The organism is Pseudomonas sp. B16(2017), from assembly GCF_002113205.1.
In the GTDB taxonomy this organism is placed as follows: domain Bacteria; phylum Pseudomonadota; class Gammaproteobacteria; order Pseudomonadales; family Pseudomonadaceae; genus Aquipseudomonas; species Aquipseudomonas pharyngis.
This window is the reverse complement of sequence record NZ_NEKA01000007.1, coordinates 82,522-97,180: the sequence shown is the minus strand read 5'-3', so window position 1 is coordinate 97,180 and position 14,659 is coordinate 82,522. Positions and strand designations below refer to the sequence as shown.

Genomic DNA, 14,659 nt, shown 5'->3' with positions numbered 1-14,659 from the left:
TACAGTTTAAGGATGATCCCGGCATGGCCACCCCCGACATTTCCCTGCAAGACACCGCCGCCCCCGAGGGCGTCTGCTTCGGCTGCGGCAGCCACAACCCCCACGGGCTGCACATCAAAAGTTTCTGGCACGAAGACGGCGTACACGTCATGGCCGAGCACGTGCCCGAGGCCAAGTACAGCGGCTGGCCGGAGCTGGTCTACGGCGGCCTGATCGCGATGCTGGTGGACTGCCATTCCAACTGGACGGCAATGGCCTACCACTACCGGGCCGAACAGCGCGAACCCGAAAGCCTGCCGCGCATCAACTGCGTCACCGGCAACCTGGGCATCAAGTTCATCAAACCAACGCCAATGGGCGTGCCGCTGACATTGAAGGCAAAAGTCGAAGGTGACGTCGGGCGCAAGACCCGGGTGATCTGCGAGGTGTACGCCGGGGATGTGCTGACGGCGGTGGGTGATTCGGTATTCGTGCGGGTGGATACCGAGCAGTTGGCAGCGGCCGCGCACGGTCGCTGAAATCCGTCATTGAAGGAAAACACCATGCCAGATCGCAAAATCATCATCCCCGAATCCATGAAACCCATCGTCGAACGCGCCGGATACGCCCCGGCGGTTCTGGTCGGCGATACGCTTTATTGCGCTGGTCAGGTGGGCCGCACCGCTGATTTGCAAGTCATCGAAGACCCCGAGCAGCAATTCATCCGCGCCTGGGAAAACCTCCACGAAGTGCTGAAGGCCGGTGGCTGCACCTTTAACGATGTGGTGGAGATGACCACCTATCACGTCGACATGAGCCAACACATGCCGGTGTTTCGCGAAGTGAAAAACCGTGTGTTCCCCAAAGGCTTCTGCGCCTGGACCTGCATCGGCGTCAGCGAACTGGCCCATCCGGGGCTGCTGGTGGAAATCAAATGCGTGGCGGTGCCCAGGCGCGCTACCTCTGGGTAACGCCATTCCGCTCACCCTGTTGTTGAACGATGAGCCTGACCTTCTGCTGGCGAACCTGAGCGATCCATGACCGGTGCGTGACGGGCCATCACTTCGGCGATCCAGTCGATGAACACCCGCAACTTGCGGCTGATGTGGCGGTTTGGCGGGTACGCGACGTAGAGCGGCATCGGATTGAGGCGCCAGTCTTCAAACAGCGGCACCAGATCACCGCTCGCCTCGTGTGCTCTGGACATGTACCTGGGCAACCACAACACGCCCAGCCCTGCGAGGCCCGCCGACAGATAGGCGTTGCCATCATCGACCGCCAGCACGTGACGACCCTTGATCTGCAAGTCTTCGTGCTCGTTGTGCAGAGCGTACGGCACCGGTTTGCCAGTACGCGCCCAGAGGAAACCGACCACCCGATGATGACTGTCCTCCAGCTCCCGTGGATGCATCGGGGTGCCGGAGCGGGCCAGATAACTCGGAGCGGCATACACGCCCAATTGCAGATCGGCGACCCGCCGGGCCATCAGCGATTGATCGCGCAGCTCCCCGCCTCGGATAACGCAATCGACGTTTTCATCGATGATGTCGACGATCCGGTCACTGACGCCCATGTCGATCTGGATCTCCGGGTAGCGCGCGTAAAACTCGGGCAGCGCCGGCACCAGAATCAGATTGGCCAGAGGGCTGGGCACATCGACCCGCAAGCGGCCCTTGGGCTGCGATGCCGCACCGGGAAGACTGGTCTCGGCGTCGTCCATGTCCGCCAGCAACTTGATCACCCGCTCGTAATAGGCCGCGCCGTCCGCCGTGGCGTTGACCTTGCGCGTGGTGCGGTTGAGCAACTTGACCCGCAGCCGCGCCTCCAGTTGCTGAATGAGCTGGGTCACGGTGGTCTTGCTCATGTGCAGGGTTTCGGCGGCCTTGGTGAAACTACCCGCCTCCACCACCCTGGCGAAGGCTTGCATCGCGTCAAAACGGTCCATATCCCACCTCTGATAGCGGCTCGATTGTTTGGGATTTGCAAACAGTGAACGCCAAGGTTGCGCGTTTATCGCGCCGAGGCAAGTCCCTAAAGTTTCTCCATCGCAGGTTTTCAACCCATTGAAGGAGACTCCCCATGACTAACGCCCAGCCAAAACGCGACGTGGTTTTCCCGCCCGGACGCCATGCGCTTTACGAGCGCAATCGGTACTCCCCGGCCGTTCGCTCCAACGGTTTTCTGTTTGTCTCAGGCCAGGTCGGCAGCCTTGAAGACGGCTCGCCGGAACCGGATCTCAAGCAACAGGTGCGACTGGCCTTCACCAACCTCAACGCCATTCTCGGCGCGGCCGGCGCCAGCTTCGATAACGTGGTGGACGTGACGGTGTTCATGGTCGACCCGCAATCGACCTTCGAAACCATCTGGGAAGTGGTCCCCGAATTCTGGGGCGAGGCGCCGCACCCGACGATTACAGCGGTCGGCGTGACCTGGCTGTATGGCTTTCAGTTCGAGATCAAGGTGATTGCCAGGTTGCCGGAGGAGACACGGGCGTAGGTTTACGGCAATTGCTCACAATCCGTGTTCAACGGCTTCACTGAAGCGCTCTTGATGCCATTTCCGCGATCAATATTCTGTCCTCATATTGTTTTTGCCCCGGTCAGAAAAGAGCGCAAGCCATGCCCAGCCCGAGAACGCTGTACCAGAAGCACATCGACAGTCACACCGTCTGCACCCTCGACGATCAGGGCCACGTGCTGCTTTACATCGATCGCCAGGTCGCCAACGAATACACCAGCCCGCAAGCCTTCAGCGGCCTGCGCGAGGCCGGGCGCACGGTGTGGCGGCCCGGGGCGACGCTGGCGGTGGTCGATCATGTGAACCCCACCGCACCGAAACGCATCGCGACCATGCCCGACGCCGGGGGCGCGCGGCAGGTGTCGTACTTCGAAGAAAACTGCCGCGACTTCGGCATCGAGCTGTTCGATGTGCTGGACAAGCGCCAGGGCATCGAACACGTCGTGGCGCCGGAACAGGGTTTCATTCTGCCGGGCATGGTGGTCGCGGCCGGTGACAGCCACACCACCACTTACGGCGCGCTGGGCGCCTTCGGTTTCGGTATCGGCACTTCGGAAATCGAACACCTGCTGGCGACGCAGACCTTGGTCTACAAACGCCTGAAAACCCTGCGGGTGACGGTCAACGGTGAGCTGGGCGCAGGTGTCACGTCCAAGGACATCATCATGGCGCTGATCGAGAAGATCGGTGCGTCTGGTGCCACCGGTTACGCCATCGAATTCACCGGCCCGGCCATCAGCGCCCTCAGCGTCGAGGCGCGCATGACTATCTGCAACATGGCCGTCGAGGCCGGCGCCCGGGGTGCGTTCATGGCGCCGGACGACAAGGTGTTCGCCTACCTGCAACACAAGCCGCGCGCGCCCAAGGGCAAGCTCTGGGAGCAGGCCGTCGAGCAATGGAAAGCCCTGCACAGCGACGAGGGCGCGGTGTTCGATCGCGAAGTCATCCTCGATGTCGCCGCGCTGGAGCCGATGGTGACCTGGGGCACCAGTCCCGATCAGGCCGCGCCGATCAAAGGGCACGTGCCGGACCCGGCCGCTCAGCCCGATCCGATCCTGCGTCAGGGCCTGCAGCGCGCCCTCGATTACATGGGCCTGACACCCGGCATGCCCCTGAACGAAGTGACGATCAGCCATGCCTTCATCGGTTCCTGCACCAATGCGCGGATCGAAGATTTGCGTGACGTCGCCCGGGTGGTGCGCGGCAAGCGTGTGGCGGCCCACGTGCGGGCGATGATCGTTCCCGGCTCGACCCTGGTGCGCAATCAGGCCGAGGACGAAGGCCTGGCGCAAATCTTTCTCGACGCCGGTTTCGAATGGCGGCAATCAGGCTGCTCGATGTGCCTGGCGATGAACGACGACGTGCTCGCGCCGGGGGATCGCTGTGCGTCCAGCACCAATCGCAACTTCGAAGGCCGTCAGGGCGCCGGTGCGCGCACCCACCTGATGAGCCCGGCGATGGTCGCCGCCGCCGCCATCACCGGCCATTTGACTGACGTGCGCACCGTCGCGCTGGAGGCTTGAACCATGCAACCTTTCGACACCGTCAGCGGCAGCGCCGCGCCGTTTCTTGGGTCCAACATCGACACCGACGTGATCATGCCCAAGCAGTTTCTCAAGGGCATTGATCGTCAGGGGCTGGATCGCGGGCTGTTCTTCGATCTGCGCTTTCTCGCCTCCGGCGAACCCAACCCTGAATTCGTGCTCAACCAGCCGGCCTGGCAGGACGCGGCGTTTCTGGTGACCGGCCCCAACTTCGGCTGCGGTTCCAGCCGCGAACACGCGGTGTGGGGTTTGAAGCAAGTGGGCATCCGGGCCTTGATCGGCACCACGTTTGCCGGGATTTTCTACGACAACTGCCAGCGTAATGGCGTGTTGGCGATTCAGCTGGACGACGTGCAGTTCAAGCGTGTGGCCGAGGCGATCAGCGTCCCGGCGACCGCGCGGATCAGCGTCAACCTGGCGCAGCAGACGATCGAGCTGGCGGACGGCACGCAGATCGGATTCGAGATCGATCAGCTGCGCAAACAGTCGTTGCTGCTGGGACTGGACGCCATCGGCACCACGCTGCAACGCACCGAGCAGATCCGCGCCTTCGAGGCACGGCATCTGGCGGACAATCCCTGGCTGGGTTGATGGCAAAAAAACGGGCGGTTCATTGAACCACCCGTTTTCATTCCACGGACAAATCGCGGAAATACTCTTCCAGAAACTCTACGCACACCCGCAATTTCGCCGACTCGCTGAGCCGGGTCGGAAAGACCGCCCAGACGTTGGCGCTCTGGGTGTAGCCGTCCAGTACCTGCACCAGCCTGCCCTGCTCGAGCATCGGTTTGACGTCCCACATCGAGCGCAACAGGATCCCGCCGCCGCTCAAAGCCCACTCCAGCACGATCTCGCCGCTGTTGGAGGACAACGGACCATTCACTCGCACCGTTTCTTCCTGTCCGTCCTTGCTCAGGGTCCAGATACCGAACGCGTTGTTGCGCTCCTTGAGCACCAGACAATCGTGGTCTTTCAGGTCTTCGAGGGACTGCGGCGTGCCCCGGCGTTCGAGGTATTCCGGCGTGGCGCACAGCACGCGCCGGTTGCTCACCAGTTTGCGCGCCAGATGCTGGCCCGGCAGGTCATCGCCGACGAGGATTTCCAGATCGAAGCCCTCGCCCACCAGATCGACCACGCGGTCGAACACGTCCAGCCGAATGTCGAGTTTCGGGCAAGCCCGGGATAACTGACTGATCGCCGGCGCCACATGATTGCGGCCGAAACCGAAGCTGCTGCAAATGTGCAGCGACCCTGCCGGCTGGTGTCGGGCCTGGGAAATCTCGCCGAGAAACTGATCGAAATCCCCCAGCAGTTTCTCCGCCCAGATCCGCACCCGCTCGCCATCGTCGGTCAGCGCAATGCGCCGGGTGGTGCGGTGCAGCAGCTTGGTCGCCAGCGTGGTTTCCAGCACCGAGATGCGTTTGCTGACGTAGGCCGGTGAGAAGCCCAGTTCGTCGGCGGCGCTGGCGAAGCTGTTCTTGCGGATGACGGTGAGGAAGACCTTGAGGTCTTCGGGCAAGGGAAATTGGTCACGATTCGTGTTCATAGGCCGCATGCTTCCGCTGTTTATCACGCATTTTGCGAAGGATACCATCGAATCACCGCCTAGCCACCCGAGCCCGGTGCACCGTGGTTTCCCGTCAATCCTCGATAAAAACAAACATGAGGACATGCGTCATGAGCGACTCCCTTGAGCAATCCCTGAACGTCGACGGCCCGCGCGCCGGCGGCTTCATCCAGCGCCTGCGCAGCTATGAGATCGGCGTGATCCCGCTGCCGATCTTCCTCGGCATCGCCGTGATCGTGTTTCTGTCGGCCCACCTCGGCTTTCTGCCGAAGAACATGATCGGCGGACTGGCCGTGATCATGACCATGGGCGTGTTCTTCGGCCAGATGGGCTCGCGTCTGCCGATCCTCAGGGAAATCGGTGGCGGCGCGATCCTGTGCCTGATGTTGCCGTCGGTGCTGGTGTTCTACGGCTTCTTCGGCGCGCCGACGATCGACGCCACCAAAATGCTGATGAAGGAAGCCAACTTCCTGTACTTCGTGATCGCCAGCCTGGTGGTCGGCAGCATCCTGGGCATGAGCCGGTTCATTCTGGTCCAGGGCATGATCCGCATGTTCATCCCCTTGCTGGCCGGTACCCTGGCTGCCGTCGCGAGCGGGCTGATCGTCGGCAAGCTCGCCGGCTACAGCGTCTACCACACGTTCTTTTTCATCATCGTGCCGATCATTGGCGGCGGCATCGGCGAAGGCATCCTGCCGCTGTCCCTGGCCTATTCGGCGATCCTCGGCGGCACGCCGGACATCTACGTCGCGCAACTGGTCCCGGCGGCCGTGGTCGGCAACATTGCAGCGATCATCTGCGCCGGTTACCTGGCACGACTGGCACTGAAACGCCCGGCCATCAACGGTGAAGGCGCACTGATCCGGGCCCGGGCCGAGAACGACAAATTCAAGGTCAAGGAAGAAACCGGCACCAGCATCGACCTGCGGGTCATGGGCGCCGGGGTGCTGGTGATCTGCACTTTCTTCGTCCTCGGTGGCCTGCTGGAAAAGGTCGTCGGGATTCCGGGGCCGGTGATGATGATTCTCGCGGCGGTGCTGTTCAAATACGTGCGCGTGTTGCCGGAGAAACTGGAAAAAGGCGCGCAGTCTTTCTACAAACTGGTTTCCGCCGCTTTCATCTGGCCGGTAATGATTGGCCTGGGCATGCTGTATGTACCGCTCGACAGCGTGGTGAAGGTGTTTTCGATCGGCTATGTTCTGGTGTGCCTCAGCGTCGTGGTGTCGATGACCGTCGCCGGTTTTTTCATTGGCAACCTGATGAAGATGTTCCCCATCGAATCGGCCATCGTGACCTGCTGCCACAGCGGTCTGGGCGGCACCGGCGACGTCGCGATCCTGTCGGCCTCGAACCGGATGTCACTGATGCCCTTTGCGCAGATCTCCACCCGGATCGGCGGCGCTTCAACGGTGATTCTGGCGACGCTGTTGCTGGGTTTTGTCGCCTGAACAAATATCGGCTTGTTGCCGGTGAGCTACCGGCGTTCATCAACCCGGCTCCGCAGTTTTCCGCACGGTTGCCGCTAAAAAACTCGAACTCGCGCCAGAGCGCTGCATCCAACGTTTAAGCCAACGGAGGTCAGCGCCATGAACAACGACAGCAAAGCCCCAGCCACGGATACGTCCGGCAAACCGGTCGATGTGGTGAAACGCGATCTTGAGGATCCGGACGACAAGACCCGCGGCGTGGATGAGGTCATCACGCCCTCGTCGACCCGCACCAAGGAGCAGGACGCTGAGGAGTTGCAACGCAAGGTCGACGAAATCGAACGCAAGGTTGCAGACGGCAACTGATCGGTTCATCGAGGCAGGTCTTGGCCAGGTTTTCGGGCTGCAGCGGTCGCGCCGGTTTTCATGGCAATCGCTGAAAAGCCCGAAAAACCTGACCGGCGATACCGTCCGGGAAATAAGTAGCTGTTTTCCCTGAAATTTATTGGCTTCAGGGGTTCACAGAACGCAAGAGCGCTGGTAAAGTGCCGCCCACTGTTGCAGAGGTCCTCCCGGGACTGAAACCAATAGCTACAGGGGCGTCGCCAAGCGGTAAGGCAGCAGGTTTTGATCCTGCCATGCGTTGGTTCGAATCCAGCCGCCCCTGCCATTTTTCCTCGTTTCACCCTCCTGCGTTTCACCCTCCTGCGTTTCACCCTCCTGCGTTTCACCCTCCTGCGTTTCACCTCTGCCTCAACGGCAAATCACTTCTTTGAATTCAACGTAATCGCCGAACGCACCAGCGTTTTCAGAGCTTTTGCATCGATCTTGTCGTCTTCGTGAATATCAATCGCCCGCCGGGTATTGCCCTCCAGGCTGGCGTTGAACAGTCCCGACGGATCCTCCAGTGCCGCGCCTTTGGCGAAGGTCATTTTCACCACCGCCTTGTAGGTTTCCCCGGTGCAGATGATGCCGTTGTGTGACCAGACCGGAACACCGCGCCACTTCCACTCTTCGACGACCTCCGGGTCCGCCTCATGAATGATCGCGCGGATCTCGGCCAGCTTCTGGCCGCGCCAGTCGTTTAGTTCCTTGATTCTTGCGTCGATCAGCACAGAGGGATTCTCGGTCGCCGCGCCGCTGCTGTCCTTCTTCATGTTCTTGTACTCCCGAAAACCTTTTCCGCTATCCAGCGTAGCGCCGACTGCGCCAAACGCCGGGCAAAAAAAGCCCCGCAAGGTGCGGGGCAAAGGAATTGGTTGGTTGCGGCCAACCAAAGGAGCATCGTCAAAAGCGTTAACCGTCAGGCGTTACAGGCACTCCTGGGCAGCCCGTTCAAAACTCGACGGCATGAAACTCGACGCCAGCAAGTGGCGCTCATACAAAAAGACCTTCCCACCGTCCTGTGCCTTGTAAGCCTCCAGCACGTTGTCCGCTGCGACTTTGCTTGGCACCACGATCCGGTAGCTGCGCTGGGTCTGCGACACGGTCGGCTTCAGCGCACTGCCCTGCAGTTTCGGCACCACGCATTCGGCGTACTGGGCGGGCGTCTTGTGCGTCTGCAGGGTCAGCGTCGGATCGTTCGGCGCAGAGGCGCAAGCGGTCAGCAGCAAAGTGGCAGAAGCCATGGCAGGGATAAGAAAGGCACGCATGGGTAAAATCCTGAAAATAAAAGGTTCGGTTCTTCGGCAACGTTCAGTGTCACGGGCACTGCCGTTGCCGTTTTTGCTTTAGGTGTTCAGCCTGCACTCACCAGGGCTTTGAGCGAGTCATCGAACTGCTTCAAGGCACTCAATTGCAGATCGCGTTGCTGTTCGATTCCGGCAGCGATTTCGGGCGCGGCCTTGTTGTGTACCCACACCGACGGCAGTTGCTTCTCCACCGCGCCCTCGGCCTTGCCGATGTATTGCAGGTTGGCGTCGTAGAAGCGTGCGGCGAACCGCGCTTCGACCTGGCTGTTGCGTTGGGTCAGCAGACGGTTGTGGGTGTCGAGCATCACCACCACGTCCGGATGGGCCTGTACCAGCGCATCAAGGTTTTCGTAGACGGTCACCGAGAGAAACTGTTGTTGCAGCGAACTCATCAGCCAGTCGATGGCCAGTTCCGGGTCGGAGCTGTCGACGAAGGCGTCACGGATCCGCGCATCGAGCGCATCCTTGGCACCGTTCACCGCCACATCGTGGTAACGCTCGAGGTATTGCAGGTTGTCCAGAGTGTTTTCGCTGTACAGCACACCGACGGTTTGCGAGTGCTGCAGCGCGGCGCTGCTGGCGGCGACGGGCTGAAAATGGCACGACTTGGCGTCGTCTGCGTAAGCCGGGGCTACGGTAGCGGCCACCCCGCCCATCAGCAGGGCGACTACAGCCAGTCGGTTCAAAGTCTTCATCGCGCAATTCCTTCAGCGGCGTGTTCGATGGAGGCGATTTTCCGCCCATCGGCACCAAAGCAGAACTTGCGTTTCTTGATGGTCACTATTACTTGAACCGATAGTTGCGCGGCGTGCAGACTGCGGCACACTCAATCACAACGAAAACAGATGAGGATTACCCGTGCGAACCTTTGATCTGATCCGCGATGCCGTCGTGCCCGAATTCCGCGACCGCGTGGCGGAATACCTTGTCGAATACGAAACGGTCCTGGGCCAGAACGTTGCCGATTCCGAATCAGTGCGGGCCGTCGCCTATCAGCTGCGCGGCTATTTACGCGGCCTGAACACCACGCGCGTTTTGGGCATGGCAGATTGGGAAGAACTGGATCGACGCGTGCTTAACACCTGGCTAGCGCCCGCTCGATGACACGCTAGACTCTTCAGGCTGCGCCCGCAGCGCCAGACCTGGAGGTGTCCCATGAGCAATAACACCGAATCCACGACATTCACCGGCTGGGCCGCCACCTCGGCCGGCGCGCCGCTGGAGCGCTTCAGTTACGACCCCGGCCCGCTGGGAGATGAAGAAGTCGAAGTCGCCGTGGAGTACTGCGGCGTCTGTCACTCCGACCAGTCGCTGATCGACAACGACTGGGGCATCAGCCAATACCCGTTCATTCCCGGCCATGAAGTGGTCGGCCGCATCGTGCGTACAGGCCCGCAGGTACGTGGTCTGGAAGTCGGCCAGCGCGTGGGGATCGGCTGGTACAAGGGCAGCTGCATGCATTGCTCGTCCTGTATCGGCGGTTCGCATCACCTTTGCGCCACCGCCAGACCGACGATCATCGGCAGCCATGGCGGATTCGCCGATCGGCTGCGCACCCACTGGGCGTGGGCGCTGAAACTTCCGGACAACCTCGACCCGGCCCTCGCCGGCCCGCTGTTCTGCGCAGGCTCCACGGTCTTCAATCCGCTGGTGGAATTCGACATCAAGCCGACCGACCGGGTCGGCGTGGTGGGCATCGGCGGCCTCGGTCACCTGGCGCTGCGGTTTCTCAATGCCTGGGGTTGCGACGTCACCGCCTTCACCTCCTCCCTGAGCAAACAGGATGAAGCCAAGCGCCTCGGCGCCCACAAGGTAGTCGCCTCCACCGACAGCGAAGCGCTGAAAGCAATTGCCGGCACTCTCGACTTCCTGCTGATCACCGCCAACGCCAACCTCGACTGGATGGCCATGCTCGCCACCCTGCGCGGCAAGGGCCGGCTGCACTTCGTCGGCATCGTGCCCGACGCGATTCCGGTGCACGTGTTCAACCTCATTCCTCAACAGAAATCCCTGTCAGCCTCCCCGGTTGGCTCGCCCGCCACGGCAGCGACCATGCTGGAATTCTGCGCGCGGCATCAGATCCTGCCGCAGGTAGAGGAATTTCCGATGAGCAAGGTCAATGAAGCCGTCGACCACCTGCGCAGCGGCAAGGCGCGGTACCGGATTGTGTTGAACGCCAGCAAATGAAGGATTTGGCGCGCCGATTGCCATCGGCGCGCCAATCATTTCATATAGAACCCAATTGAATTAATAAATAAACAATCAGTATTTATCGTTATAAAAGTCTCGGCGTACTCTCACCTCATCCCGTCATTGAACACAGTGAAGTGCGCCATGAAACCGACTGACAACCTGATCGACTTCGCCGTCTACCGCAAACGCCGCCACGCCCAGCAACAGGCCCGGCTGATGTGGGAAATGTATGCGCGCAATGCCGGTTATCAGGCTTGGCAGTGGGTGCAGGCCGCTCGTTCCAGCGAGACGCGTCAAGCGTGAACGCGCGTGAACCCTCGCGCTTTCTGGCGAGCGCCGATGAACCTGTGCTGGACCTGAACAATCTCGAATCCCTGGAAGAAGACCCGATCTGCGAAAGGGTCGCGCAAAACCTGCAACGGCTGCGCGGCAAGCGGCATCTGTCGCTCGACGCCCTAGCCCGCCAGTGCGGTGTGAGCCGGGCGATGCTGGCGCAGATCGAATCCGGACGCAGCGTGCCGTCGATCAAGGTGCTGTGCAAAATCGCCAAGGGTTTGAAGGTGTCGGTGGCGGCGTTTCTCGAACATCGCGCGTTTGAAGGCGTAGCCGTGTTGTCGGCGAGCCAGAGCAAGCGGCTGGTCAGCGCCAGCGGTGCCTTTGTCAGCCGTGCGCTGTTTCCCTTTGATGTGGCGCGCCAGTCGGAATTCTATGAACTGCGCCTGAGCCCGCTGGGCGAGGATCAATCCGAAGGCCATGGCCCGGGCGTGCAGGAAAACCTGGTGGTGGCTCAGGGCGTGCTGGAGATCAGCGTCAACGACGAGCGCTATCTGCTGTCGACGGGCGACTCGATTCTGTTTTACGCCGACCAGCCCCACCGCTATCGCAACCCCGCCGACAGTGAAGCGGTGGCGTACCTGGTGGTGACCTACCCCGAACGCCTGGACTGAAAAACAGACAGACATGAAAAAGCCCGACCGGGAATTTCCCGGTCGGGCTTTTTCATGCGCTGGCGAAAATCAGCAGGTGCAGCACATCATCGGCATGCCGTTGCAGCTCATCATCATTGGCATGCTGCAGTCGTTCATCATCTTCATCATCAGGGCGCAGCAGTTTTTCATCATGTCCATGTTCATGCCCGGCATCGGCATGATTTTGCACATCATGCAGTCGGCCATCATGGTGCATTCCATCACGCACTTCATCGATGGCATCGGCATGCCCATCATCGGCATCGGCATCATCATGTTCATCATCGGCATGGCCATGGCCGCCGGGGACATGCACATCATGCTCATGTTGCCGCAATGCATCATCATCGGCATGCCGCAGTCCATCATCATCTGCATCATTTGCGCGCTGTTCTTGAACATGGCCATGTCCATGCCAGCGGCCGGCATCATCTTGCACATCATGCCGTCGTCCATCATGTCGCAGCTCATGGTCGCCATCATCATCGGCATGCCCGTCATCGGCATCATCGGCATGTTGGCGTTCATCGGCATTTGCATCTGCATGGCGTTCATCATGGTGTAGCTCCCTGAGGATTAAGAACTGGATGAGAAGTTGATGGAGCGGATTCTAAGGATTGAAAAATCCGCAACAAGCTGTCCATCGAGCAGCAAAAAGTGCTGTTCAAACGCTTCAAGTGCAGCGTTCCGTGCGACTTGAACCGTTGCAGCAGCAGAGTAAACGCCATGACAGATCCGGCAAATGCGGGAGCAGGTTTTTAAATGTCATGGATATGCGATCCAACACCAAGCAAATAACTTAAAGAAATAATCGTTCTAACCAACGGGCATTATTTTCACTTTGTTTGCTTATTCCATTAGTTCAACGTTAATCCACTTTTTAATCTTTTATTGCTATTAACCGTCCCCTCTATAATTCGGGACAGTTCTTAACAATAAGGAAGTTCCATGCCGCAACGTTTTCTACTGGCAGCACTGTTCCTGGCGGTCGCCGGGTGTGCCAGCCCTCCTCCGGTTTCCATGCATACCAAGGATCCCGTCAGTTCGACCCTGCAAGGCGATGCCACGCGACCGGCGCAGGCGCAGTGGGTGCGCACCGAGTTGTACTTCTCGGTGGGGCCGCTGGAAGGCAAGAAAGGTGTGGTGAGCCCGGCGCGCTGGCGCGAGTTTCTCGATCAGGAAGTGACGACGCGGTTCCCGGACGGGTTCAGCGTGTTCGATGCGTATGGGCAGTGGAAAGACCATGACGCGAAAGTACCCGAGCGGCTGGCGACCAAGGTGATTGTGATCCTGCACGAGAGCAGCGCGAAACGTGAGAGTGACATTGAGGCGATTCGTTTGGCTTACAAGCGGATTACCGGGGATTTGTCGGTGCTACGGTTATCTCAGCCGGCGGCGGTGTCCTTCTGATCCGAGGCCTTTTGCAGAGCCTGCCGAGGTGTCGACACCAGGTGGCTCAACCCGGCCAGCAACAACGCGCCAACCACCAACACCCCGATCCCCAGAAACGCCCCCAACCCCACCACTGTCACGCTGGAATACAGCATGTAAACGCACAAGCCAAAAAACAGCAGCGGCAAAACCGGATAAAACGGCACCCTGACCGGCCGGGGGATCTCGGGGAAACGCCGCCGCAGAATGATCAACGCCAGGCTGCTCAAGCTCAAAAACAACCAGTACACCGGTGTCAGGTACTCAACCATGGTGTTGAAACCGCTCTGGGTAAAACTGCCAAACAACACCAGCAACAACGCGACCGCCCCCTCCGCCAGCAACGCCTTGCGCGGCACGCCGTCGCGTTCGTCCCATTCGCCGAAACGTCGCAGTTGCGGCACATCGCGGGCGGCGGCGTAGGTGGTGCGGGCGCCGACCAGCAAGGTCGAGTTGATGGTGGCGATGGCCGCGATGCCGACCATCAGCAAAATCAGCAGCACGCCGGGAGCCCCGAAAGCGCGGTTCAACAGTTCCACCGCCGGCGCGTTGCTCGCGGCCAGACCTTCGAATCCCAGCCCTTGGACGAACGCCCAGTTCAGCGCCAGATAGATCGCCATCAGCACCGTCAGCGCACCGAGCATGGCGATGAAAATGCCGCGTCGACCGTCGCGCACTTCGGCGGACAATGTCGCCGCATCGCTCCAGCCGCCGAAGGCCAGAAACACAAAGATCATCGCCGCTGAAAATCCCGCCGCACCAGTGTGTTCGGGCACGACCGGATCGCTGGGCAGCGCGGGTTCGATCCCTTGCCACGCCAGCCAGACCCCGGCGCTGGCAATGCTCAGGAACCCGAGAGCAAGCAGCCCGACCAACACCGTCTGAGTCATGAAACCAACGTGCTTGCCCGTCAGATTCAACAGCACCAACGCGGCAATGATCGCACCGGCAAACACTCCCGATCCGTAATGCCCCAACGGCACGACCGCATTGAAGTAGTCGGCAAACATGAACGCCGACAACGCGATCCACCCGGTGTGCATCACCGAGAATCGCGACCAGGCAAACAGGAAACCCATACGCTCGCCGTAAGCGGTGCGCAGGAAATGATAGTCACCGCCCGGATGCGGAAACGCGGTGGCCATCTCGGCAAAGCACAAGGCCCCGGCCATCGACGCCAGCCCGCCGAGCACCCAGACCCAATAGAAATGTTCCGGACCGACGTTCAAGGCTACGGTCGGCGCGGTTTTGAGAATATCGGTGGTGATGACCATGCCCAGCGTGATCAGCAATGCCTGGAACACCGGCAGGTGCCGCTTGGGGCCATTGGTTTGAGTCATGA

Annotated in this window: 19 protein-coding genes and 1 tRNA gene; 13 read left to right on the top strand and 7 right to left on the bottom strand. The window is 60.5% G+C overall.

What is annotated here, in order from left to right; translation table 11 throughout:
- Positions 1 to 23 precede the first annotated feature (23 nt).
- Positions 24 to 518, top strand: coding sequence for a PaaI family thioesterase (locus CAG25_RS13895; RefSeq protein WP_085611858.1), 495 nt, complete (start codon positions 24 to 26; stop codon positions 516 to 518).
- A 24-nt stretch (positions 519 to 542) separates the two neighbouring features.
- Complete coding sequence (locus tag CAG25_RS13890) at positions 543 to 950, top strand: RidA family protein (RefSeq protein ID WP_085611859.1); 408 nt, start codon at positions 543 to 545, stop codon at positions 948 to 950.
- Between the two features lie 11 nt (positions 951 to 961).
- Here the strand turns inward: CAG25_RS13890 and CAG25_RS13885 are convergent, their stop codons facing one another.
- The gene (locus CAG25_RS13885; protein ID WP_085611860.1) at positions 962 to 1,924 is read right to left on the bottom strand and encodes a LysR family transcriptional regulator; all 963 of its coding nucleotides are present in this window, start codon (positions 1,922 to 1,924) and stop codon (positions 962 to 964) included.
- A 134-nt stretch (positions 1,925 to 2,058) separates the two neighbouring features.
- On the opposite strand from CAG25_RS13885, the gene CAG25_RS13880 reads away from it, so the two are divergent.
- The 3 genes from CAG25_RS13880 to leuD all read left to right on the top strand — a co-directional run bounded on the left by CAG25_RS13880 (position 2,059) and on the right by leuD (position 4,631).
- Positions 2,059 to 2,475: a RidA family protein gene (locus CAG25_RS13880; protein ID WP_085611861.1), complete on the top strand. Its 417-nt coding sequence runs from the start codon at positions 2,059 to 2,061 to the stop codon at positions 2,473 to 2,475.
- A 122-nt stretch (positions 2,476 to 2,597) separates the two neighbouring features.
- Positions 2,598 to 4,019, top strand: coding sequence for a 3-isopropylmalate dehydratase large subunit (leuC, locus tag CAG25_RS13875; protein WP_085611862.1), 1,422 nt, complete (start codon positions 2,598 to 2,600; stop codon positions 4,017 to 4,019).
- A gap of 3 nt (positions 4,020 to 4,022) precedes the next feature.
- Positions 4,023 to 4,631 carry a 3-isopropylmalate dehydratase small subunit gene (gene leuD, locus CAG25_RS13870; RefSeq protein WP_085611863.1) on the top strand — a complete coding sequence of 203 codons (609 nt, stop codon included), beginning with the start codon at positions 4,023 to 4,025 and terminating at the stop codon, positions 4,629 to 4,631.
- Between the two features lie 37 nt (positions 4,632 to 4,668).
- On the opposite strand, the gene CAG25_RS13865 is transcribed toward leuD, so the two are convergent.
- Positions 4,669 to 5,586: a LysR substrate-binding domain-containing protein gene (locus CAG25_RS13865; RefSeq protein WP_085611864.1), complete on the bottom strand. Its 918-nt coding sequence runs from the start codon at positions 5,584 to 5,586 to the stop codon at positions 4,669 to 4,671.
- A 131-nt stretch (positions 5,587 to 5,717) separates the two neighbouring features.
- On the opposite strand from CAG25_RS13865, the gene CAG25_RS13860 reads away from it, so the two are divergent.
- The 3 genes from CAG25_RS13860 to CAG25_RS13850 all read left to right on the top strand — a co-directional run bounded on the left by CAG25_RS13860 (position 5,718) and on the right by CAG25_RS13850 (position 7,704).
- The gene (locus tag CAG25_RS13860; RefSeq protein ID WP_085611865.1) at positions 5,718 to 7,055 is read left to right on the top strand and encodes a 2-hydroxycarboxylate transporter family protein; all 1,338 of its coding nucleotides are present in this window, start codon (positions 5,718 to 5,720) and stop codon (positions 7,053 to 7,055) included.
- Positions 7,056 to 7,193: 138 nt separating this feature from the next.
- Complete coding sequence (locus CAG25_RS13855) at positions 7,194 to 7,400, top strand: hypothetical protein (protein ID WP_039773079.1); 207 nt, start codon at positions 7,194 to 7,196, stop codon at positions 7,398 to 7,400.
- 229 nt (positions 7,401 to 7,629) lie between these two features.
- Positions 7,630 to 7,704: transfer RNA gene (locus tag CAG25_RS13850), tRNA-Gln, on the top strand.
- A gap of 94 nt (positions 7,705 to 7,798) precedes the next feature.
- Here the strand turns inward: CAG25_RS13850 and CAG25_RS13845 are convergent.
- From CAG25_RS13845 to CAG25_RS13835, 3 genes are all read right to left on the bottom strand, one after another.
- The gene (locus tag CAG25_RS13845) at positions 7,799 to 8,191 is read right to left on the bottom strand and encodes a DUF1801 domain-containing protein (protein WP_085611866.1); all 393 of its coding nucleotides are present in this window, start codon (positions 8,189 to 8,191) and stop codon (positions 7,799 to 7,801) included.
- 153 nt (positions 8,192 to 8,344) lie between these two features.
- Positions 8,345 to 8,686 (bottom strand): hypothetical protein, encoded by a 342-nt coding sequence (locus tag CAG25_RS13840; protein ID WP_085611867.1) that lies wholly within the window; start codon positions 8,684 to 8,686, stop codon positions 8,345 to 8,347.
- Positions 8,687 to 8,772: 86 nt separating this feature from the next.
- On the bottom strand, positions 8,773 to 9,420 hold the full coding sequence (locus tag CAG25_RS13835) for an ATPase (RefSeq protein ID WP_085611868.1): 648 nt from the start codon (positions 9,418 to 9,420) through the stop codon (positions 8,773 to 8,775).
- 163 nt (positions 9,421 to 9,583) lie between these two features.
- Between CAG25_RS13835 and CAG25_RS13830 the strand changes: the two genes are divergently transcribed.
- From CAG25_RS13830 to CAG25_RS13820, 4 genes are all read left to right on the top strand, one after another.
- Positions 9,584 to 9,829 carry a hypothetical protein gene (locus tag CAG25_RS13830; protein ID WP_039773074.1) on the top strand — a complete coding sequence of 82 codons (246 nt, stop codon included), beginning with the start codon at positions 9,584 to 9,586 and terminating at the stop codon, positions 9,827 to 9,829.
- Positions 9,830 to 9,880: 51 nt separating this feature from the next.
- On the top strand, positions 9,881 to 10,912 hold the full coding sequence (locus CAG25_RS13825; RefSeq protein WP_085611869.1) for an NAD(P)-dependent alcohol dehydrogenase: 1,032 nt from the start codon (positions 9,881 to 9,883) through the stop codon (positions 10,910 to 10,912).
- Between the two features lie 147 nt (positions 10,913 to 11,059).
- Positions 11,060 to 11,221 (top strand): hypothetical protein, encoded by a 162-nt coding sequence (locus tag CAG25_RS28645; protein WP_170928274.1) that lies wholly within the window; start codon positions 11,060 to 11,062, stop codon positions 11,219 to 11,221.
- Between the two features lie 53 nt (positions 11,222 to 11,274).
- Positions 11,275 to 11,865 (top strand): helix-turn-helix domain-containing protein, encoded by a 591-nt coding sequence (locus CAG25_RS13820; protein WP_165369529.1) that lies wholly within the window; start codon positions 11,275 to 11,277, stop codon positions 11,863 to 11,865.
- Positions 11,866 to 11,934: 69 nt separating this feature from the next.
- Here CAG25_RS13820 and CAG25_RS28865 read toward each other — a convergent pair whose 3' ends face one another.
- The gene (locus CAG25_RS28865) at positions 11,935 to 12,444 is read right to left on the bottom strand and encodes a hypothetical protein (protein ID WP_074690788.1); all 510 of its coding nucleotides are present in this window, start codon (positions 12,442 to 12,444) and stop codon (positions 11,935 to 11,937) included.
- Between the two features lie 390 nt (positions 12,445 to 12,834).
- Here CAG25_RS28865 and CAG25_RS13810 point away from each other — a divergent pair, with 390 nt between their 5' ends.
- Positions 12,835 to 13,296 carry a DUF3574 domain-containing protein gene (locus CAG25_RS13810; RefSeq protein ID WP_085611870.1) on the top strand — a complete coding sequence of 154 codons (462 nt, stop codon included), beginning with the start codon at positions 12,835 to 12,837 and terminating at the stop codon, positions 13,294 to 13,296.
- Here the strand turns inward: CAG25_RS13810 and CAG25_RS13805 are convergent.
- Positions 13,272 to 14,657 carry an APC family permease gene (locus CAG25_RS13805; protein WP_085611871.1) on the bottom strand — a complete coding sequence of 462 codons (1,386 nt, stop codon included), beginning with the start codon at positions 14,655 to 14,657 and terminating at the stop codon, positions 13,272 to 13,274. The two genes, CAG25_RS13810 and CAG25_RS13805, sit on opposite strands and share 25 nt — an antisense overlap.
- Positions 14,658 to 14,659: the final 2 nt, after the last annotated feature.

Excerpts from the sequence above, each read along its gene's own strand:
- CAG25_RS13845 (WP_085611866.1), bottom strand. The coding sequence starts at position 8,191 with ATGAAGAAGGACAGCAGCGGCGCGGCGACCGAGAATCCCTCTGTGCTG.
- leuD (WP_085611863.1), top strand. The coding sequence starts at position 4,023 with ATGCAACCTTTCGACACCGTCAGCGGCAGCGCCGCGCCGTTTCTTGGG.
- CAG25_RS13890 (WP_085611859.1), top strand. The coding sequence starts at position 543 with ATGCCAGATCGCAAAATCATCATCCCCGAATCCATGAAACCCATCGTC.
- CAG25_RS13810 (WP_085611870.1), top strand. The coding sequence starts at position 12,835 with ATGCCGCAACGTTTTCTACTGGCAGCACTGTTCCTGGCGGTCGCCGGG.
- CAG25_RS13880 (WP_085611861.1), top strand. The coding sequence starts at position 2,059 with ATGACTAACGCCCAGCCAAAACGCGACGTGGTTTTCCCGCCCGGACGC.
- CAG25_RS28645 (WP_170928274.1), top strand. The coding sequence starts at position 11,060 with ATGAAACCGACTGACAACCTGATCGACTTCGCCGTCTACCGCAAACGC.
- CAG25_RS28865 (WP_074690788.1), bottom strand. The coding sequence starts at position 12,444 with ATGATGAACGCCATGCAGATGCAAATGCCGATGAACGCCAACATGCCG.
- CAG25_RS13885 (WP_085611860.1), bottom strand. The coding sequence starts at position 1,924 with ATGGACCGTTTTGACGCGATGCAAGCCTTCGCCAGGGTGGTGGAGGCG.
- CAG25_RS13860 (WP_085611865.1), top strand. The coding sequence starts at position 5,718 with ATGAGCGACTCCCTTGAGCAATCCCTGAACGTCGACGGCCCGCGCGCC.
- CAG25_RS13895 (WP_085611858.1), top strand. The coding sequence starts at position 24 with ATGGCCACCCCCGACATTTCCCTGCAAGACACCGCCGCCCCCGAGGGC.
- CAG25_RS13865 (WP_085611864.1), bottom strand. The coding sequence starts at position 5,586 with ATGAACACGAATCGTGACCAATTTCCCTTGCCCGAAGACCTCAAGGTC.
- CAG25_RS13825 (WP_085611869.1), top strand. The coding sequence starts at position 9,881 with ATGAGCAATAACACCGAATCCACGACATTCACCGGCTGGGCCGCCACC.
- leuC (WP_085611862.1), top strand. The coding sequence starts at position 2,598 with ATGCCCAGCCCGAGAACGCTGTACCAGAAGCACATCGACAGTCACACC.
- CAG25_RS13855 (WP_039773079.1), top strand. The coding sequence starts at position 7,194 with ATGAACAACGACAGCAAAGCCCCAGCCACGGATACGTCCGGCAAACCG.
- CAG25_RS13805 (WP_085611871.1), bottom strand. The coding sequence starts at position 14,657 with ATGACTCAAACCAATGGCCCCAAGCGGCACCTGCCGGTGTTCCAGGCA.
- CAG25_RS13835 (WP_085611868.1), bottom strand. The coding sequence starts at position 9,420 with ATGAAGACTTTGAACCGACTGGCTGTAGTCGCCCTGCTGATGGGCGGG.
- CAG25_RS13840 (WP_085611867.1), bottom strand. The coding sequence starts at position 8,686 with ATGCGTGCCTTTCTTATCCCTGCCATGGCTTCTGCCACTTTGCTGCTG.